The organism is Bradyrhizobium sp. F1.4.3, assembly GCF_040548375.1.
In the GTDB taxonomy this organism is placed as follows: Bacteria; Pseudomonadota; Alphaproteobacteria; order Rhizobiales; family Xanthobacteraceae; genus Bradyrhizobium.
Map to the genome: position 1 here is coordinate 19158 of NZ_JBEPRN010000012.1, position 26187 is coordinate 45344.

The 26187-nt window shown below is 59.1% G+C and carries 22 protein-coding genes and 3 pseudogenes; 8 read left to right on the forward strand and 17 right to left on the reverse strand.

The window, feature by feature from the left end; all coding sequences use genetic code 11:
- Positions 1 to 10: 10 nt before the first annotated feature.
- Genes ABIB73_RS25965 through ABIB73_RS25990 form a run of 6 tightly spaced genes read right to left on the reverse strand, consistent with a single transcriptional unit; the run spans position 11 to position 6497 of the window.
- Positions 11 to 1066: a succinylglutamate desuccinylase/aspartoacylase family protein gene (locus tag ABIB73_RS25965; RefSeq protein ID WP_354097943.1), complete on the reverse strand. Its 1056-nt coding sequence runs from the start codon at positions 1064 to 1066 to the stop codon at positions 11 to 13.
- A 10-nt stretch (positions 1067 to 1076) separates the two neighbouring features.
- Positions 1077 to 2189 carry an aminotransferase-like domain-containing protein gene (locus ABIB73_RS25970; RefSeq protein WP_354097944.1) on the reverse strand — a complete coding sequence of 371 codons (1113 nt, stop codon included), beginning with the start codon at positions 2187 to 2189 and terminating at the stop codon, positions 1077 to 1079.
- A 28-nt stretch (positions 2190 to 2217) separates the two neighbouring features.
- Positions 2218 to 3483, reverse strand: coding sequence for an extracellular solute-binding protein (locus tag ABIB73_RS25975; RefSeq protein ID WP_354097945.1), 1266 nt, complete (start codon positions 3481 to 3483; stop codon positions 2218 to 2220).
- A 16-nt stretch (positions 3484 to 3499) separates the two neighbouring features.
- Entirely contained in the window at positions 3500 to 4348 is an 849-nt protein-coding gene (locus ABIB73_RS25980) for a carbohydrate ABC transporter permease (RefSeq protein WP_354097946.1), read from the reverse strand.
- Positions 4345 to 5322 carry a carbohydrate ABC transporter permease gene (locus tag ABIB73_RS25985; protein ID WP_354097947.1) on the reverse strand — a complete coding sequence of 326 codons (978 nt, stop codon included), beginning with the start codon at positions 5320 to 5322 and terminating at the stop codon, positions 4345 to 4347. Before ABIB73_RS25985 ends, ABIB73_RS25980 begins: the two co-directional genes overlap by 4 nt.
- A complete protein-coding gene (locus ABIB73_RS25990) occupies positions 5319 to 6497 on the reverse strand; it encodes an ABC transporter ATP-binding protein (protein WP_354228653.1) in 1179 nt (392 codons plus the stop codon). The genes ABIB73_RS25985 and ABIB73_RS25990 overlap by 4 nt, the downstream gene beginning before the upstream one ends.
- 742 nt (positions 6498 to 7239) lie before the next feature.
- Between ABIB73_RS25990 and ABIB73_RS25995 the strand changes: the two genes are divergently transcribed.
- From ABIB73_RS25995 to ABIB73_RS26015, 5 genes are all read left to right on the forward strand, one after another.
- A complete protein-coding gene (locus ABIB73_RS25995; RefSeq protein WP_354097949.1) occupies positions 7240 to 8439 on the forward strand; it encodes a pyridoxal phosphate-dependent aminotransferase in 1200 nt (399 codons plus the stop codon).
- Between the two features lie 41 nt (positions 8440 to 8480).
- Positions 8481 to 9323, forward strand: a complete 843-nt coding sequence (locus ABIB73_RS26000; protein ID WP_354228853.1) for an isocitrate lyase/phosphoenolpyruvate mutase family protein — start codon at positions 8481 to 8483, stop codon at positions 9321 to 9323.
- A gap of 204 nt (positions 9324 to 9527) precedes the next feature.
- The gene (locus ABIB73_RS26005; RefSeq protein WP_354097951.1) at positions 9528 to 10436 is read left to right on the forward strand and encodes a LysR family transcriptional regulator; all 909 of its coding nucleotides are present in this window, start codon (positions 9528 to 9530) and stop codon (positions 10434 to 10436) included.
- Positions 10437 to 11449: 1013 nt separating this feature from the next.
- Positions 11450 to 11764 (forward strand): helix-turn-helix domain-containing protein, encoded by a 315-nt coding sequence (locus ABIB73_RS26010; protein ID WP_354097952.1) that lies wholly within the window; start codon positions 11450 to 11452, stop codon positions 11762 to 11764.
- A gap of 588 nt (positions 11765 to 12352) precedes the next feature.
- The gene (locus tag ABIB73_RS26015) at positions 12353 to 13264 is read left to right on the forward strand and encodes a LysR family transcriptional regulator (RefSeq protein WP_245343983.1); all 912 of its coding nucleotides are present in this window, start codon (positions 12353 to 12355) and stop codon (positions 13262 to 13264) included.
- Here ABIB73_RS26015 and ABIB73_RS26020 read toward each other — a convergent pair.
- Entirely contained in the window at positions 13228 to 13425 is a 198-nt protein-coding gene (locus ABIB73_RS26020; protein ID WP_354098007.1) for a DUF2274 domain-containing protein, read from the reverse strand. The two genes, ABIB73_RS26015 and ABIB73_RS26020, sit on opposite strands and share 37 nt — an antisense overlap.
- 178 nt (positions 13426 to 13603) lie before the next feature.
- Between ABIB73_RS26020 and ABIB73_RS26025 the strand changes: the two are divergent.
- Positions 13604 to 14330: pseudogene (locus tag ABIB73_RS26025) on the forward strand (helix-turn-helix domain-containing protein); the annotation flags it as partial.
- Between the two features lie 491 nt (positions 14331 to 14821).
- Here the strand turns inward: ABIB73_RS26025 and ABIB73_RS26030 are convergent.
- A complete protein-coding gene (locus ABIB73_RS26030; protein WP_354097953.1) occupies positions 14822 to 15184 on the reverse strand; it encodes a hypothetical protein in 363 nt (120 codons plus the stop codon).
- Positions 15184 to 15429, reverse strand: a complete 246-nt coding sequence (locus ABIB73_RS26035) for a hypothetical protein (RefSeq protein WP_354097954.1) — start codon at positions 15427 to 15429, stop codon at positions 15184 to 15186. Before ABIB73_RS26035 ends, ABIB73_RS26030 begins: the two co-directional genes overlap by 1 nt.
- Positions 15430 to 15545: 116 nt before the next feature.
- On the opposite strand from ABIB73_RS26035, the gene ABIB73_RS26040 reads away from it, so the two are divergent.
- Positions 15546 to 16106, forward strand: coding sequence for a hypothetical protein (locus ABIB73_RS26040; protein WP_354097955.1), 561 nt, complete (start codon positions 15546 to 15548; stop codon positions 16104 to 16106).
- A gap of 5 nt (positions 16107 to 16111) precedes the next feature.
- Here ABIB73_RS26040 and ABIB73_RS26045 read toward each other — a convergent pair whose 3' ends face one another.
- The 4 genes from ABIB73_RS26045 to ABIB73_RS26060 form a co-directional block, all read right to left on the reverse strand.
- Entirely contained in the window at positions 16112 to 17206 is a 1095-nt protein-coding gene (locus tag ABIB73_RS26045; RefSeq protein WP_354097956.1) for a hypothetical protein, read from the reverse strand.
- Positions 17207 to 17669: 463 nt separating this feature from the next.
- Positions 17670 to 19478: a DUF7380 domain-containing protein gene (locus ABIB73_RS26050; protein WP_354097957.1), complete on the reverse strand. Its 1809-nt coding sequence runs from the start codon at positions 19476 to 19478 to the stop codon at positions 17670 to 17672.
- A 72-nt stretch (positions 19479 to 19550) separates the two neighbouring features.
- Positions 19551 to 20771, reverse strand: a complete 1221-nt coding sequence (locus tag ABIB73_RS26055) for a hypothetical protein (protein WP_354097958.1) — start codon at positions 20769 to 20771, stop codon at positions 19551 to 19553.
- On the reverse strand, positions 20768 to 21559 hold the full coding sequence (locus ABIB73_RS26060; RefSeq protein WP_354097959.1) for a hypothetical protein: 792 nt from the start codon (positions 21557 to 21559) through the stop codon (positions 20768 to 20770). Before ABIB73_RS26060 ends, ABIB73_RS26055 begins: the two co-directional genes overlap by 4 nt.
- 331 nt (positions 21560 to 21890) lie before the next feature.
- Between ABIB73_RS26060 and ABIB73_RS26065 the strand changes: the two genes are divergently transcribed.
- Complete coding sequence (locus ABIB73_RS26065) at positions 21891 to 22262, forward strand: Arm DNA-binding domain-containing protein (protein WP_354097960.1); 372 nt, start codon at positions 21891 to 21893, stop codon at positions 22260 to 22262.
- A 153-nt stretch (positions 22263 to 22415) separates the two neighbouring features.
- Here the strand turns inward: ABIB73_RS26065 and trbL are convergent.
- The 4 genes and pseudogenes from trbL to ABIB73_RS26085 all read right to left on the reverse strand — a co-directional run.
- Positions 22416 to 23015, reverse strand: a pseudogene (trbL, locus tag ABIB73_RS26070) (P-type conjugative transfer protein TrbL); the annotation flags it as partial.
- A gap of 103 nt (positions 23016 to 23118) precedes the next feature.
- Positions 23119 to 23493, reverse strand: coding sequence for a DUF4189 domain-containing protein (locus tag ABIB73_RS26075; protein ID WP_354097961.1), 375 nt, complete (start codon positions 23491 to 23493; stop codon positions 23119 to 23121).
- 370 nt (positions 23494 to 23863) lie between these two features.
- Positions 23864 to 24594 (reverse strand): annotated as a pseudogene (locus ABIB73_RS26080) (IS5 family transposase).
- A gap of 1317 nt (positions 24595 to 25911) precedes the next feature.
- Complete coding sequence (locus ABIB73_RS26085) at positions 25912 to 26181, reverse strand: DUF6129 family protein (protein ID WP_283018120.1); 270 nt, start codon at positions 26179 to 26181, stop codon at positions 25912 to 25914.
- Positions 26182 to 26187 lie beyond the last annotated feature (6 nt).

A 26187-nucleotide genomic window follows, 5' to 3' on the forward strand; every position in this document is an offset into this window, starting at 1 on the left:
TCAAGATAGTTCAGTTTGTGCCGGCGGGTGACCAGTCACGGCCAAGAGCAAAGACGCAATCGCCTCGCCCGGTTCGCGCCGGGATTCGCCTTGTGAGCACGAGCCCACCAGTCCTGGTGATCACGGGCTCGGGGTCTCGCCAGGGCGTCGTCGTGAAGTGGATTCTACCGACCACCTGGCCGGCCTCGACCGTGTCATTGAGGCCTACCAGGGGTTCGAACAGCCCTCGTTCGCTGCTGTCGGCATAGACATAGTCGCGGCTGGGAACGCGTGCGACGAACCGACAATCAGGCGCACGGCGATCGGTCAGGGGGCGGCTGGTTACTCCGATGTGATGGAGGAGCCGGGCCAATCCATGTTCTGCCATCTCCACGGCAGTACGGTTGACGTCGCCGCCGCCGCCGAGCTCAGTCGACAGATGTTTGACGCCCTGGCGGCGGCAGGCGCCGATCAACGCACCATCGCCGCCGGTTGAATGTTCGATGATCATGCCGACTGGCATGCCGAAGACGCGCAGACGTGTCAGCGCCTCCTCCAGGTGATCCGGGTTTGGGGGACGGGCGACGACGGCACAAGGCAGATACTCGGCGGTGAGACTGCCCGAATGCAGGTCGATGACATACTCGACGCGCGGCAGGATGACGCTCTCGATGAAATGGGCGATCATCGCGGTCGGGCCCCCAGAGGGGTCACCGGGAAACTGACGGTTCAGGTTTCCGTCATCGAGCGGGGAATTGCGCCGATCTCCCCGCACGGCTGGCGCGTTCGCAGCCGGTAGAATAATCAGCCGGCCGCGCACGTCTTCCACTTTCAGCGCGCGGATCAGCTTCATCAGGATGATCTGTCCTTCGTATTCGTTGCCGTGATTGCCGGCCATCAGCAGCACGCTCGGGCCTTCTCCGTTACGGATCGTCACAATCGGAATCGGCTCGCAATTGTAGCCGGCGTCGTCGCCGGAGCGATCGTGCACAGCCAGTGGCAACCAGAGAAAGCCGGTCTGCTTGCCTGGCGCGTCGATATCGAGATCGGTCCAGATCTTGGACGCTTGTTTTGCTTTATCGTTCATGACGTGTCCCTTATCCACAATAGACTTTTGTGATCGCGAAGAGCCCGCGTTCGAAGGCAACTCGATCGCGCGGCGTTCCCGTGCCAAAGCGAATTGCATTTGGTGCAGGGCTATCGTCCATGGCGTATGTGCCGGCGGGGCTGACGTCGACGCCAAGCTCCCTCACTTTGGCGACGAACTCCTGCGCCGGGCGATCTGCGGGTAACGAGAGATAGACGTGGAGGCAATCTGGCCGGCTGCGAAGGTCGGGGCTGGAAATGCTGTCGATTACCATGGATTGGCGAATACGCGTCTCGGCTCGCACCGCCTCGATGATGTCGTCGACGGCCCCGGTTTCGATGAGAGACGATACGATCGCGCCGTTCATGGGGGCGCACATCCAGTAGGTGGCGCGCACGCCCGGCCAGAACAGCTCCGCCGCGGCCTCGCCGCTTGGTGCAACGAGGTAAGCGATCTTCAGCGCAGCGGCCAGCGACTTGGCGGTGCCGAGCACGTACCAGGAGATCTCCGGCGCAAAACTCGATAATGGCGGGGGGACACCCTTGGGAAGCAGGCTGTAAATGTCGTCCTCGATGATCGCGACCTCGTAGCGCCGGCAGATCTCAGCGATGGCCTTGCGCCGCTCGAGGCTCATCATTCCCGTTGTCGGATTCTGGAGCGTCGGCATCGCATAATAGGCGGCTGGGCGATCGGCACGGCAGATCGCCTCGAAGGCATCCGGCCGGGCGCCCTCGCCGTCCATCGGGATCGGTGAGAGCTGGAAACCGAGATGCTGGGCGAAGGTGCGCATCGTCGGGTAACTCAGGGTCTCGACAGCGAGGCGTCGATTGGGGCCGACGAGGCTGGCGAGCAGCATCATCAGGATGCTTTGCGTGCCATTGGCAACGACCACTCTGTCCACCGCTGGAACGTCCTGCATTCGGCGGCCAATAAAGCGGGCGCCAAGCGCGCGATCGCGATCGCTGCCGCGAAATTGATGTGCACCGATCAGATCATTCGGCTCGCACTCGCCAAGAACCCGTTGAACGGCGCCACGATAGGCTTCATCGAAGACATGCGGCACCTTGGGCGGCAGATTGCCGCTCATGTTCAGAATGTCGCTTGGGCGGAACGATGGTGTCATGGGGATTTCCGGTTGGATGAAGAGCGTCTCAGGAGCTCAGGAGCTTGCGGGTCTGATCGGCCATCGCCTTCAGCGCGACATCAGGCCTCGTCCGATGCGCCACGACGTCCCGCATGACATCGGCCATCATGTCGGTGATCTTGACCGTGTTGTCTTTGGGGAACGAGAACTGATCCGTGGTGATCGCGAGGGCTTCAACGATGGCACGGTGATAGGGATTGATCTGAAGATACTCCTTGAGGAAATCGGCTTGCCCGAGCGCCGACATGTTGACCGGCATGTAGCCGCTCTGCCGTGCAAGGATCATCTGGCCCTCGGCACTTGCGGCGAAGCGGAAGAAGGTCCACAGCGCCTTCTGTCGTTCCGTATCCTTGGTGAAGACCATGAATCCATGGCCAGCTCCCACCAAGCGACCCTTTGGGCTCGGGATGGGCAACCGGCCGACCATCAACTCGAAGCGTCCCTGGGTGGCCTTGGAGACGGACGTAGTTCCGCTGGCGGATCTGATCAGAATGCCACAAGCACCGGCATTGAACGCCTGCCGCGCCTGCTCGCGGCTCATGTTCGTCCCGCTCACATCGCCAAACCGCCAGAGAAGCTCCAGGGAGCTGCGGCCTTCGGGGGCATTGAACGCGACGTCGGATAGATCGGGCGTCATCATCCGCCCACCGAAACTTGCAACTAGGTTCTGGAAGATCCAGGCGTTGCTCGCGTCGTTTTCAATGAAGCCGCCGGTGATCGTGCGGTCGAGTGCAGAGATCTTTCCGGCAACCTCGATAATCTCGTCCCAGGTTGAGGGCGGCTGCGCGGCGGCGTACCCGGCCCGCTTCAGGAGATCAATGTTGTAGTAAACGACAGGGATCGTGGTTCCGAACGGCATCGCGTGGACGCCGCTATCGCCAGAGATTGATTCCAGCAGAGGCTCCGGGAGGCCGAGTCCGGTGAAGGCAGCCCGGCCACCGGCCAAAGGATCGAGTGGTTGTATGTAGCCGCGACGGGCAAGGAGGCGCGCATAGGCAAGCGACTGCCAAGTCGCATCGGGCAGACCGTTGACGAGGCCCTCGCGAAGCGTGACCTGCAGCAGGGGATCCCAATTATCGCCCTTGCCCAAGAACTCGACGGCAATGGCCGGATTGGCCTTGGTAAATCGTGCCCCGAGCTCCTCAATCATTTTCTGATGGAGGCCCATCGGCACACTAATCCTCAGGGGTCTCTGAGCGGCGGACGCCGCCCGCGGCGCGGGGACAGCCGCCACACAAAGCCCGATCAGGGCCTTCCTGCGGGTGAGATCCATTTGGCGCTCCACGATCCTACTTGACGGTTCCGCCAGTCATTCCTTCGACGAACCACTTTTGAGCGGCAAGGAAAGCGACGACCAGGGGGAGAACGATAAGGGTCGATGCGGCCATCAGCGGGCCGTAGTCATTGCCGGACTCTTCGCTCTTGAAAGCCATGATTCCGAGGGGCGGAGGCATCAGGGATTGGTCCCGTACCGCAATCAATGGCCAGAACAGATCATTCCAATGGCCGACAATTGAGAAGATCGAGAATGCGGCAAGTGCCGGCAGCGCCATCGGCACCATGATCTTCCACACGATCGCGATTTCTGAGAGACCGTCGAGCCGCGCGGCATGGACCACGTCATCGGGAATGGTCTTGAAGAACTGGCGGAACAGGAAGATGCCGAAGGGCGAGACCACATAAGGGAAGATAAGCGCAGCATACGTGTTGAGAATGCCAAGCTGGTAACCGAGGACGAAGAGCGGCAGCGAGAGCACCTGGTGCGGCAGCAGCAGGCCGATCAACACCATGGCGAAGAGCAGGTCTCGGCCGGGAAAGCGAAGCTTGGCGAGCGCATAGGCGCAAGGGGCGCATACGAGGATCTGAAGGCCGAGGATCAGAGCACAAACGATCAGGCCATTGCCCATATAGCGCGGCAGCGGCGCTTCGGTAAGCGCCTTGGTGTAGTTCTCGACGCCATAGAATTGCGTCGGCCAAAAGGAGAATGACGCGCGGAAGATCTCCCCCGGCGGCTTGAGCGATAGCGACACCATCCAGACGAAAGGTACAAGAATGAGCGCGCCGGTGGTGAGTAGAACCGCATGGCGGACGATGGCGGACGGCTGCAACAAGCGGTTGGGGTGCATGTTGATGCTCATTGGTAATGCACCTTCCTATCCATGAGCCGGGCTTGAGCGAGGGTGAGGGTCACGACGATGGCGAGAAAGACGACCGCAACGGCGGCGCCATATCCGGTGCGCAGATACTCAAAGCTCTCCCGATATAGCGTGTAGAGCAGCATTTCGGAGGCGTGGCCGGGCCCGCCTTGGGTAAGCACTTTCACGGTGTCGAAAGACTCGAATGCCCTCAGCGCCACGACGATGACGACGAACATCGAGACCGGCCCGAGCAGCGGCAAGGTGACGGTGCGCAGTCGGTCGAGCCAAAGGTCAGCACCGTCGATATCGGCAGCATCGTAGAGATCCTGCGGGATGCTCTTCAGGCCGGCCAGAAACAGCACCATGGCGTAGCCGAGGTTCTGCCAGATACCGATGACGGCCAGCACCGGGAGGGCTGTATTCTCGTCGCGCAGCCAGTTGGCGGTCGGCAGGCCCATGGCGGCGAGCGTCTGGTTGACGAGGCCGATCGTGGGATGCAGCAATGCCTCCCAAGCGACCGCCATGGCCGTAAGCGTCGCCATGAAGGGCAGGAAGTGGATGGCGCGGTAAAAGGAGCGGCAGGACTTTCCGCTTTCGATCAGAAGTGCGATCAGAAGGCCAAAGACGAGGGTGCCCGGCACGACGATCAGAACGTAGACGATTGTGTTGACGAGCGAGGCCCTAAAACCATCGTCAGCGAAGATCTCGCGGAAGTTGGCGAGGCCTACAAAGGAGAGCGTCAGCCCGCCGAACTGCCAGTCGGTGATCGCGATGACAAAGACGCCGATCACCGGCAGGAAGAACAGGGCGAGCAGAAAGAAGACCGCCGGCCCGGCCAGCGCCCAAGCCGCCAGCGCTTCTGTAAAGGCCCGCCTGCGGGCCGGTGCGGCGGCAAGGGATGGCGGGAGTGTTCGAACACTACCGGTCGCAGATGGCTCGTTGGGAGCGCCGGTAAGAGCAAGAGGCTCGCTCATCGGGCTACCTCCCGGATCGGCGTGACCGATGCGCGGCCGGATTCGACTTCTTGGCGCAAACGCCGCCCGTTACGATCAAACAGAAGCACACGGTCTGGCCTGACGCCGACGTGTAGGGTCTGGCCGGGGGCGATATCAGGCGCCCGTTCGGCGAGCAGCCTTGCGATCAACGGATGATCGCCACCCGCCAGATCGAAATGGACGAAGAGATCGGAGCCCATATGCTCGATCATGCGCACGGAACCGGTCAGTACGCCCTGCCCGCCGCGTTCGGCGAGATGAAAAGCCTCGGGGCGAATACCGAGGGTGAGATGCGCTCCGGCAAGCGCATCAGCCCCGATAGCAAGCGTCGATCCGGCCACATCGATCAGGCCACGTTCGCGCACCACACCGTCGAGCATGTTGATCTTGGGCGAACCGATGAATTCGGCGACGCGCCGGTCGTCCGGATCGGCATAGATCTCCTGCGGCGGAGCGACCTGCAACAACTCGCCGTCGAGCATCACAGCCACGCGGTCCGACAGCGTCATGGCCTCGGCTTGGTCATGAGTGACATAGACGAAGGTGACCCCGAGCCGCTGGTGCAGTTCCTTGATTTCGGCGCGCATCTGCACACGGAGCTTGGCGTCGAGGTTGGACAGCGGCTCATCCATCAGGAAAACAGCCGGATGACGCACCATTGCCCGGCCGACCGCCACGCGCTGGCGCTGGCCGCCGGAGAGCTGCCCCGGTTTGCGGGCCAGCAGGTGGCCGATGCCGAGGGACTTGGCCGTACGGGTGACTTCCGCGTCGATCTCGGCAGCGATCCGCGCCGTTCCCGGCAGCAGACGGCCCAGAAGAGGAAGCCTCTGGAAGGTCGAGAGCCGGCGCATTCGAAGCGGCAGGCCCATGTTGGAGGCAACCGTCATATGGGGATAGAGCGCGTAAGATTGGAACACCATCGCTACGTCCCGGCACTTCGGCCTGAGGTTGTCGACCGCCCGCTCGCCGATCGAGAGCGAACCTGCATCCTGCACCTCGAGTCCCGCCAGGATACGCAGCAGCGTCGACTTCCCACACCCCGATGGTCCCAACAGCGTCAGGAACTCGCCATCCGCTATCGACACCGAAACACCACGCAGGACGGATGTCGCGCCGTAATTCTTATGGATGCTGTCAATCGATACGGATGCCATCGCCGTTACCTCCACATCGTCATGAAAAACCCCGCAGAGCACGGCAACGAGATCATCCCGTCTGGACGTGTACGCTGGCGTGGCAGACGTTAGAAACTCGTACTGCTACAGTCGGATGACGCTCATCGAATAATTCGATTTGTACATCCGTAGATGCGATGACGTGTTCCGCTCTTGGGGAGAACGACGGAAAATAAGTGCAATCGGTGAGCGCGGTGCGCAACTTTGGTGGGAAGGTCTCGTGGGCGACGCGGGTGGCAAAGGCCTCGGTATCAGCCGGAGTTTCGGCCAGCATCCTCGCTGTCGGGAAAACTATCTCGAGTCAAGGGTCGCCGAGTTGGGCAGCCGAACAGCGAATTGTCGGCCTCCGCCGACGCCCTCGCTAAGCGAGCGATCCTGTTAACTGCGGAGCGCATGCATCGGCGCGACAAAACGGAAGCGAACCGCACCAGCGTGCGCACCTATCTCACAATGTTTTTCTAGGCGCGCTCGTTCAAATCTTCAGTCTCACTTGTCCGAGGTGCGACGAGCCGTGACCAACGTCATCAGTGTTCTGATGTTGCTCGCGGCTTCGACCGCTGGATGGCGCGCCCGCAACAAGGGCACGTCGATGCGACGGGCGTAAAGGATCGTAATTCTCGATGCCTTCATTTGAAAACGCGATGATATGATTGGTTAACCCGTCAAGGAACGAGTAGAAGCCGTCGGGAATTTTCGCTTTGAACTTGGCAGGTATTCTATCTTGTCTCTCGTTGCAGAACGGCTCAATGCCGTCCGTCCCTCCGAAACCAAGGCCATGACCGCCCGCGCCTCCGAACTGAAAGATCAGGGCGCCGATGTGATCACGCTCAGCCAGGGCGAACCGGATTTCGACACGCCGTCTGCTGTCTGCGAAGCCGGTATCCGGGCGATCCGCGATGGGCGGACGAAATACACCGCGGTCGCCGGTATCAAGCCGCTGCGCAAAGTGATCCGCGAGAGCTTCCGCCGCGATCACGGGCTCGACTACGACATCGACCAAATTACGGTCGGCTGTGGGGCCAAGCAGGTCGTATTCAACGCACTGTTCGCCACCCTCGACCCGGGCGACGAGGCGGTGATCCCGACACCCTGCTGGGTCTCCTATCCCGATATGGTGGCGCTGGCTGGCGGCAAGCCGGTTCTCGTCGCCTGCGACGAATTCCATGGCTTCAAGCTACGCCCCGAGGCGCTGGAAGCTGCGATCACGCCGCGCACCAAGTGGCTCATGCTGAATTCGCCGTCCAATCCGACCGGTGCGGTGTACAGCCGAGGCGAATTGCTCGCGCTCGCTGCGGTGTTGCGCCGCCATGGCCATGTCCATGTGCTCTCCGACGATATTTATGAAAAGCTCACCTACAACGCCGACTTTGCTAGCATGGCGGCGGTCGCGCCGGACCTCTACGAGCGCACGCTGACGGTCAACGGCGTGTCCAAGGCCGACGCGATGACTGGCTGGCGCGTCGGTTATGGCGCGGGGCCTCTGGCGCTGATCAAGGCCATGAACCTCATCCAGGGCCAGACCTCCTCGCACACCAGTTCGATTTCCCAATATGCCGCCATCGAGGCGCTGTCCGGCGGGCGGAAGCATATCCAGGAATTCGCGAGCGCCTTTGTGCAGCGTCGCGACCTCATCGTTGCCAAGCTGAACCAGGCCGCGGGGCTTTCGTGTCGCGTGCCGGACGGCGCCTTCTACGTTTTTCCCTCTTGCGCGGGTGTTATCGGCAAGCGCACACCGGGCGGCAAGGTGATCGAAACCGACACCGATTTTGCCATGTACCTGCTCGACGCATTCGCCGTAGCCGTCGTGCCCGGAAGCGGATTTATGGCCTCGCCCTATATCCGCATTTCCTACGCCTCCTCGCTCGAGGACCTCACCCGCGCCTGCGACCGCATCATCGCCGCCTGCGCCGCCCTGTCCTGAAAGATCTCCGGATGTCCCCTGCCAAACGCCTCCGCGCTCGCATGGTCCAGACCAGCCTTGTCCACATCATGGCGGCCCACAGCCCGCTTTCGGCGATCCTCGCGGAAGAAGCCGGATTCGATGGCCTGTGGGCCTCCGGCTTCGAGTTGTCGGCGCTTTACGGCCTGCCGGACATGAGCCTGATCTCGATGACCCAGCATCTCGACATGCTGCGGGCGATCGCCGGACGCACGACGCTGCCGATCGTCGCCGATATCGATACCGGCTACGGCAACGCAATCAATGTCATCCATGCGATCGGCGAATACGAGCGGGCCGGTGCGAGTGCCGTCGTCATCGAAGACAAGACCTTTCCGAAAGTGACGAGCCTCGTTGCCGGTGGGCGCCAGGAACTGCTGCGCATTGAGGAGTTCAAGGGCAAAATCGCGGCCGCCGTCACGACAAGACAGGATCCGGATTTTCTCGTGATCGCCCGCACCGAAGCGCTGATCGCAGGCCTCGGCGAAACCGAAGCCCTGCAGCGTGCGCAAGCCTATGTGGACGCTGGCGCCGACATGATCTTGATCCATTCGAAAAAGAAGGATCCTACCGAGATCGAAAGCTTTTCCCGCGCCTGGACCGGATCGGTGCCGCTGGCGATCGTGCCGAACGCGTACCCGGAACTTAATGCCGAGCGCGTCAAGGCACTCGGCAATATTCGCATGACGATCTACGGCAACTACGGGATCCGCGCTGCTGCAACTGGCATGCAGGAAACCTTCCGCCGGATCATCGCCGATGGCGGCGTCCAGAACGTCCACAAGGACATTCTGCCGGTGGAGGACATTTTTAGACTTCAGAGGATGGACGAGATTAAATCAGCCGAATCTCGCTTCCTTTGCTGATCCGTTCCAGCCCGCGCCGCGAATGGCGAGGTTTTCAACGCGATAGGCCATTACGCCGTTCATTTTGGCTTAGGCCGTTTTTGCGCGCGACATATCGTTTATAAGCAGTAATCCGGCGATAGACATCGAATAATGTGCTAGGAACTTTCATTTTGTCGTGGCCTGCTGCCAGTAAGAACTGGCGACAATTTTCTGGAATAGAAGATGGCCACCGAAGACAATGAAGTGCCCCTCAACGCTATCCGCGTGTTCGTGACGATCGCGCGAGAAGGAAGCGTCACGCGCGCGGCTCACGCATTGGGAATGACCCAGAGCTCCGTCAGCCGCTACCTGGCCGTGCTGCAGGACCATCTGGGCACAGACCTCATGCAACGACGCGGCAAGCGGAGCGAATTGACGGAATTCGGACGGCTCTTTGCGAACACAGTCGCCGAGCCGCTAGACACCGTGTGCTTCACCGCTAAGAGAATGCGCCGGCGGGATCGACCAGACGTCAATCGGCTTGTGGTCCGCACGTCGCTTTCGACCTTCGCGTACTCTCTTCTGATTCCGAATCTCCAGGCATTTTCCGCTGAAATGGGCGGCGTCATCGTGGATGTGATCAGCTCACTGTCACTGCCGATATCCTCCGACGATTTCGACATCCTGATTACACGCGATCTTTCCATCGTCGAACCGGCCGACGATTGGGAAATCTACAACGAGCAACTGGTCTGTGTGGGCTCTCCAAATCACGTCGATGGTAAAGGCCTCTCGATTGTTCGCGCAATGCCGATTCTGAATATCACATCTCGGCCCGACATACTGCCCACATGGCTGCGGGCGATGAACCTGACCACTAAAGATATAAGCTCGGGGGCGCGTTATGATCACAATTACCTTGCTCTACCGGCGGTCATGACGGGAAAATGCCTTCTGGTAGCGCCCGAAATCATTGTCAGCGATCTGGTGCGCGGGGGCGCTCTACAAGTGATACCAGGATCACGTGCGCCCAGCGGCATGCACTATCGGGCCTATGCGGTCGACCGCAGTGACAATCCCGAAATTTCTCGTGCTTTTTGCCGTTGGCTAGTCCGCCTTTGTAAAAAGGCCACCCTTCCGGAAGCCGCTTGATATCGCATGAGGTCTCCAGATGGTCATCTCCAATCCGACTTATTGGATGGCTGAAGAGCTGATTGCGCCACCAATCACGAATTCGCCGCGCCAAGGCCCATCGACCGCTGGACTCTGATCTAGCTAGTCTAATCAGGTTTCGCAAAAGCGTGACGGAGCGCGCTGCTCCGACACGTGAATGGGACGAAGCCGGATCGCCGCGCAACGCGCAGAAAACGCTTCGGCGCGTGCATAGCGCGCGAGCCCGCGAGCGCGCGAGCGCTTCAGTCACGATGACGCAACATCGCCGGACTGGCGCAACGCGCAACGCCTCGTGTCATCGCGAAGGCCAAAACGCAGGAAGCGCGCATGCTCTCATCCTTGTCGGACTGATCTTGGGCGCTCAGATGCGGATTTTCGAGCACGATGGAAACTCCCTTGTTGGCGCAAGCCAAACCAAATAGGTGCGTCGGTTGTTGGCGCCTAGCTCGACGTGAGCGCGACAGCTCCGGCTATACCCGGATCAGCGCGTAACTTCGGACGGCGTGTCTCAAAGCATCCGCCCTGATCGATAGTTAGATTCACGATCTCGCATCGCGCAACAGACATCGAATCGTTTGATGAAACGCCCTGGTTTTGCGATGGATGACATCCGCCCTCGTTGGGCTCGGGCTACAATCTGAGCGCGTCTTGCAGCATGGCAGCGGCCGATGACGTAAGCCCGATGCAGGTCCGCGAGACGCCTTGAGCGGCGACCCTCTCACAGTAACAGGGGAGCGCTTAGAGCTTCGCAAATGCATCAAATCTCTCAAGCATTTGTGCGTAGTCGGTCGATCATGAGCAGCGCATTGATCTCGACTGGACCCATCTTTCGCAATCCCGAATGTGAGCCTGTGCTGAGCATGCAAAGCCGGGGGACCCGCGGTGGGTCATCTGGCTGAGCTCGGCCGCTGGCGGACCGTCCCACACAACTAAAAATCGTCACAATCCATGCGCACAGCTTCGTTACCTTCGATTAATTTGGTAAGTGTGCGATGGATGATCCAGGCTCGCGACTGTCTATCGAAGCACCTCGCATTCCGAACCTTGATCCTCGGCAACTTCGCTATGCTGTTATAGCCGCGGACTTCGGAAGTCTCCGACAGGCGGCTGACGTACCTCTTGTCAAACAAACGACGCTTAGCCGCTCGATACGACAGTTCGAGCATCTCGTGGGTATTGCGATTTTTGAGCGGTCGAACGCTGGCATTCGTCGACAGCCGCAAGTCGTACTTTTTTCGTATTGCGCGGTTCCTACTCGAATACATGGAGGTCTCTCAGCGCCAGAAATCTGCGTGCGCCATGCTTGAATTCAGGCAACGATTCCCAAATCGACCTGACTACGGCTGAGCGATCAGGAACACTTCCGCGGGCCGAGACGTTCGAATTTTCTGCGCAATGGAGGCCAGATAACGAGATCCCTGCTCTGGAGAGGCTCATCGATTGCGCCTGCCCTCCAGAGGGCTGACTGATTTAAACGGCCAAGAGAGGCAAGCCACCGTGGAAGTCCACTCAACTCGCGATAGGAGGCAATAGGTGGGCTGCGGCCTCAATCGACACATATGAGGAAAATGAAGGAGAGCAGCATGTCCAGTCTGAGGCTATCGGTTCGCAACCCACCTCTGAACACATCGAAAGAGAGGACTGAGAAAGCTCGATTGACGGCTACCATGAAAAGGCGGGCGCTCAAGCGCAAGATCAAAGCTTCCAAAATTTTGGTGGTGTCCTCGTCTGGGTCGACGCCGGAACCGGAATCCTAGCTATTCCGAATTGACCGCACCTCACAGTAGTCAACGAATTCGCTGGCAGGGGTGCTGAAGAAGCGCAATCAAATGGAGTGACCCATTCAAGAAACAATTTTGTCACCGGCAACTCGCCATAGCGCTTCGACCGCGCCTGTGGAATTTCGAGATCTACGCTGGGCGATCGCCGCATCCCAGCACCGAAGCCTGCGGCAAGCGGCGGAGACGCTCAACATCAAGCAGTCGACTCTTAGTCGACGCTTGCGCAATCTCGAATGCAAGTTGGGCAGCACTCTGTTCGAGCGCACAAATGGCGGGACGCGACCGACCATTGAAGGTCAGGAATTCCTCGATGCCGCCCGGCGCGTCGTGGGCGAAGCTGATGCAATGACCGCTCGTCTCAAGACCCGCTCGCGTGGCGAGAGCGGTCGGTTGACCATCGGCATCCACACCTCCCTCTCGGCCGGCAATCTCCGGGCCACTCTCCTCGAGCACCGGCACCGCTTCCCCGATGTCGATAGGCAACTGGTCGACGGCTCGAGAGACCATTTGATCTCGGATCTCGCCAGCTCCGCCGTTGACGTCGCCTTCGTGGTCGAGCCCAACCCGAAATGGAGTGACAGGTCATTGTTGCTCTGGAGCGAGCGTGTCGTTGCCGCCCTCCCCGCGAACCATCCGTTGGCGGGCCGTGACGTAGTTCACTGGGGCGAACTGAGGCGCGAATCGCTTTTAATGTCACAGCGAGGCCCGGGACCGGAATTCCTGAAGCTCCTCATCAGCAAATTGGGGTCCTCCGACCCTTGCCTGCTGCTTCGCCATGATGTCGTGCTCGACCGCCTCCTCTCCTTGGTCGGCGTGGGCTGGGGCATTCTACTGATATTGGAAAGTGCGACTGGCGCAGTCTATCCGGGTGTCACCTTCCGCGAGGTGCATGATGCCGAGGGTCCGACGCGGCTGAGCTTCCGCGCCTATTGGCGGCAGGCCAACTGCAATCCATCGCTGGGTCCGTTCCTCGACCTACTTCGCGAGCGCTATCCGGATCTTTCCGGTGACGCAGGTGCGGGCTGAGAAGCATTTCGCCGCGCCTTCGCAAGGGCGCGGTCGGTTGCCATGAAAGGCTCGATCATCGGCGCGATCAAATTGGCCAGCTCGATCGGGATTGTCGCGTTTCCGATACGCGTCAGAATCTCGGCATAGCTTTTGAGGTCCCTGAAGACCGCTGCTGGCAGCTAAATTGTGAGCCTGACCGGCTTGTCGTCTTCAAGGGGCCAAGCTTTAGGTTCGTCACGGTGTTCCTCCCTTGCGGTAGGGCGCCAGCACTAGGTGTGGTCTTTCAGGAGGTTGTCCATCTGGTCTGAACCGAGGAAGCTGAGGTTGCGAAGCTTCAGTGTTCCAAGGAGAGACCAGATGAACATCCACAAGAATGCGCCTCTGACGCCCAAAGGTCGAGAGGCGATGGTCCGAAGCGTGGTGGAAGGTGGGCTGAGCAAGGCCGACGCTGCCTACCTGTTCAACACGACGCCGAAGACCGTTGCCAAATGGGTCAAGCGGTTCCGCGGGGAAGGTGTGGACGGTTTGCGCGACCGTTCGTCGCGACCCCATTCATCGCCGAGCCAAACCCCGCCAGCCACGTGTGCAGCCATCGAGGCTTTGCGCCGGCAGCGCCACACCGGCAAGCAGATCGCAGCCGAGGTCGAGGTGTCGGCGGCTACCGTCAGCCGCGTCCTGCGCCGCTTGGGCTTGAACCGGATCCGCGATCTGGAGCCGGCCGAGCCGGAACGTCGCTATGAGCGCGAGAACCCAGGCGAAATCATTCACCTCGACATCAAAAAACTCGGGCGTTTCCAGCGTGTCGGCCACCGCATCACGCGGCGATCCGAGTGGTCCGAATAAGAGCCGTGGCGCCGGTTGGGATTTCGTCCACGTCTGCATTGACGACCATTCCCGCGTCGCCTTCTCGGAGATCAAGCCCGATGAGACGGCAGACAGCGCGGTTTCCTTCCTCAAGGCGGCTGTGGCTTATTACAAAACCCTCGGCGTCACCGTCACGCGCGTCATGACCGACAATGGGAGTTGCTACCAGTCCTTCGCCTTCCGCGATGCTTGTCGGGATTTGGGCATCAAGCATATCCGGCAATTTTCAAGCAACTCAATTCCGCCATCCGCCGAATCGTGGCGATGGCGCAAAAGCCCCGGACCTTCCGCGTAGACCGAGTGGCGCACATCCTAGCAATTTTAGCGCTGGTGCAGGCCTTGTGAATTCAGGATCGATGCGATGGTGGTGGCGGCGCGCGCGGTCGGCTCAATGTCACCACCGTGTCCAGTGCCATTGCCGCGAGGCCAGGTGTAACGGCAGCGCGCGGCCGTAACGGCTCGATCAAGTGCAACCGTTACGGTAATTCTCCAATGATTTCATTCCGTTGGTTTACTGTAACAGTTGTAACACTAACTTTCCTAGAAGATAGCTAGAGAGGTCACGGATAGACTTGGTGGTATGGCGGCCCGCCCCAAGCCCTCGTAGGAAAACTGCTGTTACGGCGTTACTGCCGTTACATCCCTGGCAATGCCGCGTCGTTAATGCGGATGCATAGCGGGAAAGTGTGTCAACGGATAAGTGAAGCTCAATCAGGCCTTCTCGTCGTCCCGTATGGGTGTGCCTCGCTCAACGGTAAGACCATGGGCCGCCGCCATGGCCAGGTCGATCCGGAAGCAATTCACGTCTTCGACCACCCTCCGAAGATGCAGTGCACGAAGTCGACCCGGCTGCAGCTCGACGTATTGCAGGACGAGGTGCCAGACTTCCTCATTGTCCGGCGCGAAATAGATGTAACGTTCGGCGACCCTCCCGCATTGGACCTCGCCGGCACCGATGGGCTCGATCAGCGTGTCGCCGACCGCAGGCATCGCCTCCTGAAAATACCCAGGCCATTCAACGCCGCCGCTCACCGATCCGTCGTGGGGATCGATCCAAGACATCATGATGCGCACTATCTGGCCTCCAACATTCGGTCCAAGGGGTTCGCCCTGACGTCCTCGGGCAGGTCGGAAAATGCCGCCTCGATCCGAAGCCGGTCCCAAATCACGCGCCCGTCAATTTTCTTTGGCCTGGGCATGCGGCCGTCCGAAACCATCTCGTCGAATTTGGTTGGCCCCACGCCGACGTAGCGGGCGGCCTCGTCGCGGGACATGCCGCGCGACGGATAGGCGATCGGATCCGGACGCAGGACGGTCATTGCGTATCTCCAAGAAGCGAATAGATTGTTGCGCAACTGTCGCGAGCGCACAAGAACCTTGGGTATTGTTGATTGTTTACATAACGCGACAGGTGAGTGGGGGAACAATGGTTCGAATGGTGGCTCTGGTTTTCGCGGTCGTCTGCATGCGTGCAGAGGTGGCAAGCGCGGCATCGAGCCCCCAGACCTGTTGGTTTAGCGATGGGGGCTGTCGCGCTTTCGTGGGCAAGCGCCTATGGGTGGCAATCCCGCCAGGCAATCTGAATGTAGTTGAGGTGACATTCACTCAACATGATTGGACCACAGAGCGAACTCTCAAACTGAAATCAGGAGCATCGTTCGTCGTCAAAGAGATTACCAAAGGGAGCGTCGGATCCGACGATTATTTTGTTGAGCTCAGTGACGGTCGGTGCGGGTGGACCGGTACGTCTTCGCCGTTTCTTATCGACTACGATCCGGCTGCACGGAGCAAACAAGCGGCCGAAGAATGCGCGCGTCGAGGACCGCCGAAGATTGGGATGACACCAGCGGAGCTGACGGAAACCTGCTGGCGCAAACCTCTGCGTATTGTAAAAAAGACGACCGCCGCCGGCGTCGAGGAAAATTTCGTCTACGGCATTGGCCACGTCGTCAAAATCGTTGACGGTAAGGTCACGGAAATTGTCGAAGCGCGTTGAAAAGATCAACCGTCCTCGTCCCAGTTGGTGACGGTGAGGATCTTCGGCAGCTCGCCGAAGGCGCGCCAGAAGAGCGGTGGGATTTCGATCCGAAGCGGATGATTGTCGTCGACGCCGATGTAGAAGTTGCTCTCGTCGCCAGAGATCGAGAGACGGACTGGACAGCCCTTGTGCTTGGTCCAACCTTTCAACATCGCGATGCTCATGCCTCGGAAGCCGTGGCGGATAGTGTTTGCTTCCTGTAAGATTTCCTGCGCGGTCGCAATGCCCTTCGAGAGAATCCGGGCTGCTCTTGCCTGATCTTCCGTGTCCATCTCGCGAACCCGCGCTTCGATCTCCTCGCCAAACTCAATGAAGGAGAGGCGCTTCGCGCATCCCTTGATTCTCGATGCCATCCGCGAGACCTTCGGGCTGAACATCTGGTAGCTTGGAAATTCATGCAGTACGCGCGAGTCTAGGAAGTCCACCGCCTCTTCGGTGCCGTCCCTTGACCGACGCATCCGGCGCCCTGTTTCATTGACGTTGAGTACGCCACGCCCGACATGCCGCCAGAGGTCAATCCGGAGCACTCCGTTGATGCGCTGCTGCAGCGTGCCGTGCACCTGGTCGATTACCTCCAAGGTCGGCAGCGCCCGCTCGATCACTTCGCGGGCAGGCACGTTGAGGTGCAAGTTAGCGATCAGGTAAGCAATAGTGCGCCGTTCGGCTTCTTCTTTGTCGAACTGCGCCACGGCTTCCCAGTGGCCTTCAGGGTTGAGCGTCGCAAAGCATTCCGGCCCGATCATGCGGATGACATGCTCGTCCGGAAACCAGGCGATCTTCCCCTTACGAGAGAACTTCGGCGCTCGCGGCGAGCAGCACGGGCAAGGCGCATGGCGGTCGGGCGCCTGGTGACTCGGAGGGAGGTCGAATTCCCCGATGTAGACGATACGGGCACCGGTCGTCGGCTTTGAGTGCGTATGGTGACGCCAAGAATGCGGCTCGCCAGTCTTCTTGATGTGGTTTTTGATCTCCCGGAGCACAGCCTGGGCCGCATCGCGCGTGCGGTAGAACGGTTTAGCGTCGAAATACTCGTCGGGGATATCCAAGTGCAGTGACATTGCGAATCGCTCCGGGGTGATGTCTGTTCACGTAGCGGCTCCCTCTTCTTGAGACAGGGTTCACGATTTGTTTGCACTGGGGCAATATCGGTGATTCGCTGGAACCCGGGTATGGGAATGTTCCGTGCCGGCGAGCTATCCACGTCTAAACCGGGTCGCATTTGTGGGCCGACGGTCAACAGCCTCAATTTCGTTCATTGTTCTTGCTATGTTCTTGGCATGAACGACCACGCTACATCATGGCGCATGCCGCCCCGGAAGCAGATGGAACAGATGGCCTCTCGTCGGTAGGAAGCCCGCTAGGAGTGCCGATCCAGCTCCGAACGGGATTTGCCGCCCGAACACTGGGAAGCCGTCCTACTGGACCCGCGCGCCGCCGGGAAGCCATGTCCCGAGCAACCGTGCAGGTGGAGAAGGGTGAGTGCCTTCTTCGGCGTGATGCGCAGATGTGCAACCCGGCGATCTACGCTCTCGGTGTGGCAGTGCTAAGAGGTTTTGGCTTCCGGCCGAACTCTTTCCATAGACCCAAAATGAGGAGAGAGTGGACGATTAGGTTGCTCAGGTGCCAATAAAACTGTCCTGCGTCCATCAGACCGTGCGCTATCTCGTTGCGCAAGTTCATTCCACGCGGGTCAGCGTAGAGCGCCTGAAGATGCAAGGCGACATCTGGACCGAGGGCAGCGACCACTCTCTGGTTGTATAGTATTTCGCCCATTCCGATCGCCACGCTCGTTTCCGAAACCGTCGGATGTGGCCTTGTGATCGGCAACCCAAGGTCTCCCGCAAGTTTGCGAAGCGCGCGCTCTACCTGCGGGACAATCACATGCGCTGCCTTCACATGGTCATCGCGCGTCCAGGCCCGGACACCTTCCACAAGTAAACTCATGTCCTCGAATAGGCCGTGTCGGTTAGCCCAGCCGGCAAAATGCTCGGGCACCGCCTCGTGCTTCTCGAACAGCCGCCGAAGGGCTTGCGCAAGCCATGGCCTGGCGAGCTGGAATGCAAAGTTGGTTTGATGCATCAGCCGCCCGAAGGGATCGTCTTGGACGGAGCCGATTTTAGCAGCGACGTGATTGTTGGCCATAATAGTCGCAGGAATATGGGCCATGAGGGGCGCTTCTTTGAGCGTCTGCTTTACTTGATCTTCAAGCTGGGCACGGTTCAACAAGAACTCACGGGCTATGCGAACGAGAGTCGTAGCCAAGTCGTCGTCCACGATCAGATTTAGAAACTGCTCCATATCGTCACGCGGTATTTCGATCTTGTGCTCGACGGATTGGAGGTTTGCGGCCGCCGCTCCGATCTTTTCCTGCATCAAGATGCGGGTCCGGTCGCGTTCTTCTCTTAACCCGGCATTCCGGTACTCGTCGGTGGCCGTCTGCAGAAGTGCCGCAGCGAGCATGGGGTCAGCATTGCTCGCAAAATGCTCGAACGATTCGCCGACCGCTCTATGGAGTCGCTTGACATCGTCAAACTTACCGAGTCGGTCGTAGTGTCGGATCAAACGTTCAGAAGCGTCTTGAGCCTCGTGTGGGTTCAGGTGCGCAGGATCACCGACGTTGGACCCCGCAGTGACGATGCTCTCCAGGTCGGCTACAAGGGCAGCGCGCTCTGCGGCGGTAACGCCAGCCTTCTTATCTTCGAGCAAACGGTCAATGGTGTGCCACCAAAGCCCGCGCTTCTCGATCATTAGCCGGCGATGTACGCCCATTAGTTCGGTGCGTGCGCGTTCGGTCCGCGCCTTATCGGCGATCAAGACCGCTAGGTCGAGCGCGCGGATCGCAAACTGAACGTGCTCATGGTCCTCGGCCATTCGAGGGATCGCGTCGAGATAGCAGTCGACCGCGAGCCGGGCATCATCAACATCGCGCTTCCGCTTTCCGATGGGTGCGCTCATTTCCCATGCAAGATCGGCATACCGCGCTTTTAGGAACGGGTGATTGAGAGATCTCGCGCGCTCGGCCCAATGATCGACCGTAATGGGAGCGGTACCCGCGATGTCAGGAAAATAAACTCTCTGACCCTGGTCATTTGTACCAGATCCCATCGGTCCAAAATAACTGTTCCAAGGGTTTTCGTGCTGGCCGGTGGTCAAGTCGAAAGCCAGGTACTCGGCCCATATTCCTGCTCGCTCCGATTCAGACGGATCAACAAGCACCGTGCTTAGCGCTCGCATTTCCCCCGTGATGGCGAACTCATTGAACGGCTCGTCCTTAGCGTCGTAGCGCTGGATTATCTCTTCAACGAGGGCTGGCACGGTGAGCGTGGGCATGCCGCTAGGGAGCTCGGTGTGGGGCACAACGTCGGTGTCTCCTTGGGCAGGCGGCTACGCTATGAACTGCGGCTACGATTCTCGCCACTCCCCGAGATAGCGCCGATACATTTCAACCCTCTCCTCATGCAAGCCAAAACGGCCCGGTTGAACATGACCTGCAGCGCGGTCATCTCCGTGCATGATGCAACTCAAGTCTGTCGCTTGCTCATGTTTGTTTACGATCATCTTTACAAGATCCATCGGCAACTCACCCCGGGCGACTGGGCTTGGCCCGAAGTCGTTCTGTGCTTGATAGATCCCGACCTCATATTCCTTAAGCACGTCTCTCATATACACCATTGCGAGCTCATCGATCTCTCTCGGAGCTTCTTTTCTCCCGAGAACCAGCTTCGAGAGTAACCGGGCGCTCTTCCAGCTGCCTCGTTCGCGACCTTGAATTATTCGCTCTTTCAGGAGCGCTAGAAAATCAGGGTGGTTATAATCGAAGGGGACGTGAGGCCAGCCGTCGAGAAGATACATGTCGTACAAACCGCGACCGAAGAGGCTGCGGATCGTGTCGTCATCCAACCAACGCGCGATCTCTTGGCTGTTTACGGACGAGAGCCGATGGCTCATGTAGGCAAACATGATGTCTGATATTTGATTGAGCGAGTAAATTCCCTGCGACGCCTCACCCAGAATGGAAGACAGCATAGAGAATTCGGCTTTTGTCGCGAACATCTCCATCCACGTCGATGAGGCTCGCCTCAAGCGAACATCGATTGGATGAGGGGGCTTCGTGAGCTTCCTGGCATTTTCCAGCGCAGCTCTATACCGGGAGATCCAGTATCGAGTCCGGCTGGGGGTTTCCAGGAACACGTCGTCGTAGGACGTTTCGATTTCCTGAGCGAGCCACTCCTCTTGCTGAGCCCTGACCTTGCCCGTACGCGCATCATCAAGCATTTCGCCGAGGTCACGCAGCACGGGGTGCATTTTCGCTTCAAGGCCAAACAGCGATTGCAACCGGGCCTTCTCGGCATCCCCCTCAATGATATGCGACGCCTGCTTAAACCAGAAAATTATCGGGGCTGGGTCGCCAACCCGGAACAGCCTATCGCGGTAGTCCTCGGGCACGTCGCGCGTCAGATCGTAGTGATCCTCGTTCTCGAACTGGAGAAACGCGCTGATATTGTAGTCGGCGTCCATCTCCGGGAGATACATCGCGTTGCCGGACTCGAAGATCGGCACACCAATGGAATCGGCCGGCGACAGCCGTAGAGCAGCCGTGACCCTCAATGCATCGGGGATCAAATCTGCACTCCTGCCCGGGTATAGATTCGCTCAACGCAGTCGTAGATGGTCGAGTAGTGCTGGTTCAGGCTCAAAGGCAGAAGCCGGTACGTTTCAATGTGATTGGTGAAGTTCAGCAGGGATTCGCGCACGCCTTCAGTGCGAGCATATTCCTCGGGAATGACGACGCCCAGAAGGTCTTCCTTCCTCAGCGGAATGTCTTCACCGATCTGCACCTCAATTGCGGCGGCGCGATCGTCATAGTTCTTGGTCGATCCTTCCCGATACAATTTTCCAAGCGCAAGTATCTCGGCATGGCTCATCGTAAGCAGATGCTCATCCTTGATCTTCTCCTCGTCCAATGACTTTCGGTCGACGTAGCGCCTTGGCGTATCGAAATAGAGGGAGATAAGCCGGCCGATTTGTGCCTGGTCCGAGCCAAGCTCAAAATTCTCCATGTCGAATGCGGTGAGATAAGCTGGCATCCTATTGCCGTCGAAGGCGCCAGTGTCGAACGGATACAGCCGCTTGATGGGCGGCGGTGTGGCAAACCGCATGACGAACACGGAGGGGAGTTGCCACGGTTGAGGATTGAGCGAGTCCTTACCCTTGTATGCGGCGCGACCCACAAAGAGATAGCAGAGCTTTTCCTTCTTGAAGACGTTGCATCCCATCGCGAGCAACTTTTCGTCTTCGATGATCTTGATCAACTTGCTGGACGGCGCACTGTGCACCCACGGCGGAGTCTTAGGTTCCGCTAGATTGGACTGTCTGAGAAAGTCACGTAAACGCACTTCCCGAGGTTTCATGGCTGATCCTAGAGCTGCGGCAAATCACTTGCACCAATCTAGCAAAATCGGTTGAGGTAGGGAGGGTCACAACCCGTAATCCCCACTGCTCAACCGAATTGGCGGAGGAGGACGGTACCCAGTGTGACCAGGACACCGGGCCAAAACCGCAGGCAGCATGAGGACAAACCCCTGGCCCGGCAAAGACTCGAACGTCGGTCTCAGACCGGGATAAGATGCCGCCCATACCCACAGTGATGGCGGGGACGAACAAGTTTGCCGAGGTTTTCTGTGCTTGTGATCGCTGGCCATCCCGTTTACAGTATGCGGCATGCCTGACGCTCACCGGAAAATGAAAAAGCAATTGGATGCCTTGGCGAAGAAACCATCCGATTTTACAGTCGCATGGTTTCAGAAGTTGGCCGAAGGATTGGCCACCGGCCGTATGAAGACCGACCGGATTACAGTCAGCGACGACATGGTCTCGGGCCTGCGCGCGATTATCCGAGATACCGGCGCCATCAGTTTTCACGTTCAGTACACGATCGGGAAATCACGGCCATACCTCAAGATCGGCGACGTACCGGGCACCACCGTTGAGGAGGCCCGTAAGCTGGCGCGCACGGTTCTGGATCTCGCGCGGCAGGGAATCGATCCGCAAAGTGGCCTTCACGAACGACTGCTTCGCGAACTCGCCGAACAGGGCTCGAAGTGGCGTCCCTGACGCAGAGTAGCATCTTAGACTGGTAGGGCATGCGGTAGGGCACGCCCATTTAGGGCCGGATCACTTCCGTAAGTGGATCAAGCTCTTAGGTGCTATTTAAGGGCGGACACCCCTTCCGCCATCGCCGCATCACCGCGCCCGGCGGCTGCCATCGCCGCGCCCGGCGGCCGCCATCGCCGCGCCGGCGAGGCTAGTTCCGACAGCAGCGCCCGCGCCAAGCTGCGGCGCGCCGGAGAACAGACCGTTAGCGATGCCCGGCGCCGGGGCCGAGCATGGCGAGTGCGGCGAGCACGACAGAAAGCGTCTGCTCGATCATCGGCTGGCAGCCGCCATAGGTGGTGGTGAACTGCGAGACAGTCCGGTGCCGATGCCGACGATGACAGCGAGCACCATCATCTTCACGGAGGCGACGACATTGCCCAGCACCTTCTCGGCGAGAAAGCCAGTCTTGTTGAAGAGGGCAAAAGGAAAGAGGATGAAGCCCGCGAGCGTTGTCAGCTTGAACTCGATCAACGTGACGAATAGCTTCACCGCCAGAATGAATAAGCGATCAGGACCAGGAGCCCGGACACCATCAGGACCGCAACCTGGACGAAGTTCGCAAAGAAGCTGGTGAAGCCCATCATCTGGCAGTGGGTTCCCCGCGTCGAGACCGACCTGCGCGAGCCGGCCGGGCCGCAGGAAATCGGCTGTCGAGATGGAGGAGCCGCCGGCCTTCAGGCCAAGGCCGGCGAAGCTATTGAAGATGACGCGACGCACAGAACTCTCTTCAGTCGCGGGATTCGGCTGGATATGTCTGCTGCGAATTTGGGTTCGCCTGACCTCCTTCCTTAGGGCCTTGGCTTACTGACGGGCCTTAGTGGCAAACCCAGGCCCGCAGTTTGCAGTCCTCGTCGCCGGTCTCATTGCATCCGGCCAGCGCGCCTTGTTGCGATAGCTCCTCTTCAAATTCACCAAGTGGGTGGGACCACCACCCACGTCCCAGCCGGCGTCCATTGCCTATGGCAACGGCGGCGCAAGCGTTGCTTTCGTAAGCTTCGATTTGGCAATCCGAGCCGCCCTTGCGGCGACAGTCGAGCAGGGCCCACCGTTTAGCGTGCTTTTGTGATCTACACCCGTGCGAGACACCGACCACGTCATCTGGTTTGGAGTATGCGATGGCCCCGGAGCCGGCGAACGCGGTAGTGTTTGAAATGAACAGCGCGAGGACGCCGATTATTAGTTTACGCATTCACTTTTCTCCATTCGGATTTGAGCATCGCACCGATTGGCGCCTATTGCCCTACGGCGAGATACAGCAAGGGCCGTGCCAGCGCTGCCTCGCGCGCACTAAGCGCCTGATTGTGCTTTGAAACAGTTCGCGATGCGCAAACGGCGCACGGTGTTTTGAATCTCAGAGCTTTGTGCACCGCTGTCAGAAAGCGGACAAGGATCGAGGAGCTGACGCATCCGGACCTGCCCCACGGACTTGATCCGGGTTGAAGGCAATTCCATTTTGGCAATGCGCGCGGCGCCCTGGGAGACTTGCGATGGGCTACCGCCAACTGCTGCAAGAGGATTTCACGGTCCACGCCGCGCTTACAGCAAACTAGGGTACAGACTCAATTGAGCCAATATGCGACGAGAGCGGCGAGCTGAACAGCGGCCAAGAAATTCCGGGCGAGCTTGTCGTATCATGTGGCGATGCGGCGGAAGTCCTTGAGCCGGCAAAAGCAGCGTTCGATGACATTTCGGCCTCCGTAGGCGCGTTTGTTGAAACGATGAATGACGACACGGTTGGATTTATTGGGAATGACGCGCTTGGCACCGCGACCAGCGATTTCGGCGCGAAGGTTGTCCCCGTCGTACCCTTTGTCTGCGAGAAGCGCGAGCGCCAGAACATCGGGCGCGGCAGCGATGTCGGCATCCTGACCTGGGGTCAGATGCAGGACGACTGGTCGGCAGAGCGGATCGCTCAGCGCATGGATTTTTGTCGTACGGTTACGGCCGATTGCCTGATTGTGCTCCCCCTTTTCCGCCGGAGGCACACCGATGAGCTTTGATCGAAGTCGAGTCGAGCGACAGCACGACGGCATCTTTGCTGGGTTTGGCCAGTGCTTGAAAGATTGCGCACCATCGATCGCGCTTGGCCCAGCCATTGAAGCGATTGTAGATCATCGTGTAAGGGCCGTATTAGCGCGGACAATCACGCCATCGCGCACACGATTGCAGCATGTGAACAATACCGCTGATGATGCGCCGATCGTCGTCCCGGCTCCGTCAGTCCCGTCGGCAGATGAGGCTCGATACGAGCCCATTGCCTGTCATTCAACCAAAACAAACCCGCGCGCATTCTCTCGCCCCGAATCAAGAACACGGAGGCAAGAGGCTCACGTGGCGCTATTTAGGTACAGACCTTAGCAGCGAGAGACAGCTCAGCGCCGAATGACGTCTGCCGGCCGAGCTGATGATCCGCCGGCCCGCCAGCGGACCGCATTTCCGGGTGGGAGATCTATATTCACAAATTGCATTTATCCGTCGCTGATAAAAACCATGACAATCGATGAGGTCTAGGCCAAGTGAGCCGGTCTATCAGCAGACCGGTCAGCTCGCTCATCGCGCGAGCTGACCCTCGGACGCAGGGATCTGAAACGATCAGCAGGCCCGGCGGCCGTAAGCCGCCTGGCCGGCTCGATCACGCCAATCTATTTCCGAAAATTGAATCACATCTCAGCGCTGGTGACCCAAGCCAATCCCCAAGGTACGTGCTTTCTGTCGTAGAGACCCCTCGGATCGCTTCATCAGTTTTGAAACCCTAGCTACAGGGGTGCGGGCCTTTGAGTGCGCTTTGAGCAGCTTGACGTCATCCTTACTATACTCTTTGCGCTTGACGGCTTTTGCCACGTGATGTTCTCCGATTTCGCTTTACACATTTGTCTGTAGCGCCTTGTTTTTGGCGAAGACGCAACTGCCTCCCATTACCATATCAATGGTCATCGACAACTATTCAGGCGGATTTTTCTCTTCGTGATAAGAACTGGAACTACACGCGAATTTGTCCTCCCTCCATTTTTATCTGCGTGACAAACCCGATTTTCGACATGCACGTCACCCAGCTTCAACATGGAAGCAAGCTACAGAGAAGGGACGCTCGATGCGTGTTCGAAAGACAACTCGAAGAGCGCTTCTTGCTTGAATGTTGCGACCTCGGCTCACCAAGACATTTCGTAGAATGATACTAGACGCCAGTATTAAGTAGCGCTGGGTCGGCCGGGACGCTCGCACTGCCTCACGCACGCATCATCAACCGGCCTCCACGGCGAGTGCACGGCGTTACCGCGCGAATAAAAAACGCCTTGTCTTATTTTCCGAAGGAAAGCCGCTTTAAGTGAAAGTTCTCACAAAGGCAAATCTTGCGATACCAGATCCTCGTCGGTTGATCGAGCACGACTCGCCCGTCCTAATTGATCTGCCGCAGTATTCTTGACCTAATTAGCAACGTTGAGATACCCAGGCCATTCCGCTGTGAGAAACGATCGCCTGCCCCCGTCTCATGGACCCGACGAACGAGCGTCGTGATACTCCCCCGGGCTGGTCACTACCGCATGGTAAAACAACCGGCGGGCCTAGCCGTCCTGGGTGAGCTTGGCACCGGCAGGCGATTACTAGATCATGAGTTGCCGGAGCGCTTGGCCAGCACAATGCCGGTGGCACGCTGCGGATCATTCGTAATCTGTGCACACTGACCGCCACTGTCGAGCAGATGCAGGTCGAACTGTCCAACGCGGCGGAACGGACTCTGCGTCATGTCAGAGGCCTCGCAACAAATCCAGGCGAGATGTGGAAATTTCTGCCGGAGCGTGAGGCAGGGCTCAGACGCTGTATCAATAGCGGCGAGCGTCTGCTCGATGTTCGTCAATTCGCCTGCAGCGAGCACCATCTCCAT

Bases quoted from the DNA above. Each gene is read 5' to 3' on its own strand.
- ABIB73_RS25965 (WP_354097943.1), bottom strand. From the start codon at position 1,066: ATGAACGATAAAGCAAAACAAGCGTCCAAGATCTGGACCGATCTCGAT.
- ABIB73_RS25970 (WP_354097944.1), bottom strand. From the start codon at position 2,189: ATGACACCATCGTTCCGCCCAAGCGACATTCTGAACATGAGCGGCAAT.
- ABIB73_RS25975 (WP_354097945.1), bottom strand. From the start codon at position 3,483: ATGGATCTCACCCGCAGGAAGGCCCTGATCGGGCTTTGTGTGGCGGCT.
- ABIB73_RS25980 (WP_354097946.1), bottom strand. From the start codon at position 4,348: ATGAGCATCAACATGCACCCCAACCGCTTGTTGCAGCCGTCCGCCATC.
- ABIB73_RS25985 (WP_354097947.1), bottom strand. From the start codon at position 5,322: ATGAGCGAGCCTCTTGCTCTTACCGGCGCTCCCAACGAGCCATCTGCG.
- ABIB73_RS25990 (WP_354228653.1), bottom strand. From the start codon at position 6,497: ATGGCATCCGTATCGATTGACAGCATCCATAAGAATTACGGCGCGACA.
- ABIB73_RS26000 (WP_354228853.1), top strand. From the start codon at position 8,481: ATGGTCCAGACCAGCCTTGTCCACATCATGGCGGCCCACAGCCCGCTT.
- ABIB73_RS26005 (WP_354097951.1), top strand. From the start codon at position 9,528: ATGGCCACCGAAGACAATGAAGTGCCCCTCAACGCTATCCGCGTGTTC.
- ABIB73_RS26010 (WP_354097952.1), top strand. From the start codon at position 11,450: ATGGATGATCCAGGCTCGCGACTGTCTATCGAAGCACCTCGCATTCCG.
- ABIB73_RS26035 (WP_354097954.1), bottom strand. From the start codon at position 15,429: ATGACCGTCCTGCGTCCGGATCCGATCGCCTATCCGTCGCGCGGCATG.
- ABIB73_RS26040 (WP_354097955.1), top strand. From the start codon at position 15,546: ATGGTGGCTCTGGTTTTCGCGGTCGTCTGCATGCGTGCAGAGGTGGCA.
- ABIB73_RS26045 (WP_354097956.1), bottom strand. From the start codon at position 17,206: ATGTCACTGCACTTGGATATCCCCGACGAGTATTTCGACGCTAAACCG.
- ABIB73_RS26050 (WP_354097957.1), bottom strand. From the start codon at position 19,478: ATGCCCACGCTCACCGTGCCAGCCCTCGTTGAAGAGATAATCCAGCGC.
- ABIB73_RS26060 (WP_354097959.1), bottom strand. From the start codon at position 21,559: ATGAAACCTCGGGAAGTGCGTTTACGTGACTTTCTCAGACAGTCCAAT.
- ABIB73_RS26065 (WP_354097960.1), top strand. From the start codon at position 21,891: ATGAAAAAGCAATTGGATGCCTTGGCGAAGAAACCATCCGATTTTACA.
- ABIB73_RS26075 (WP_354097961.1), bottom strand. From the start codon at position 23,493: ATGCGTAAACTAATAATCGGCGTCCTCGCGCTGTTCATTTCAAACACT.
- ABIB73_RS26085 (WP_283018120.1), bottom strand. From the start codon at position 26,181: ATGGTGCTCGCTGCAGGCGAATTGACGAACATCGAGCAGACGCTCGCC.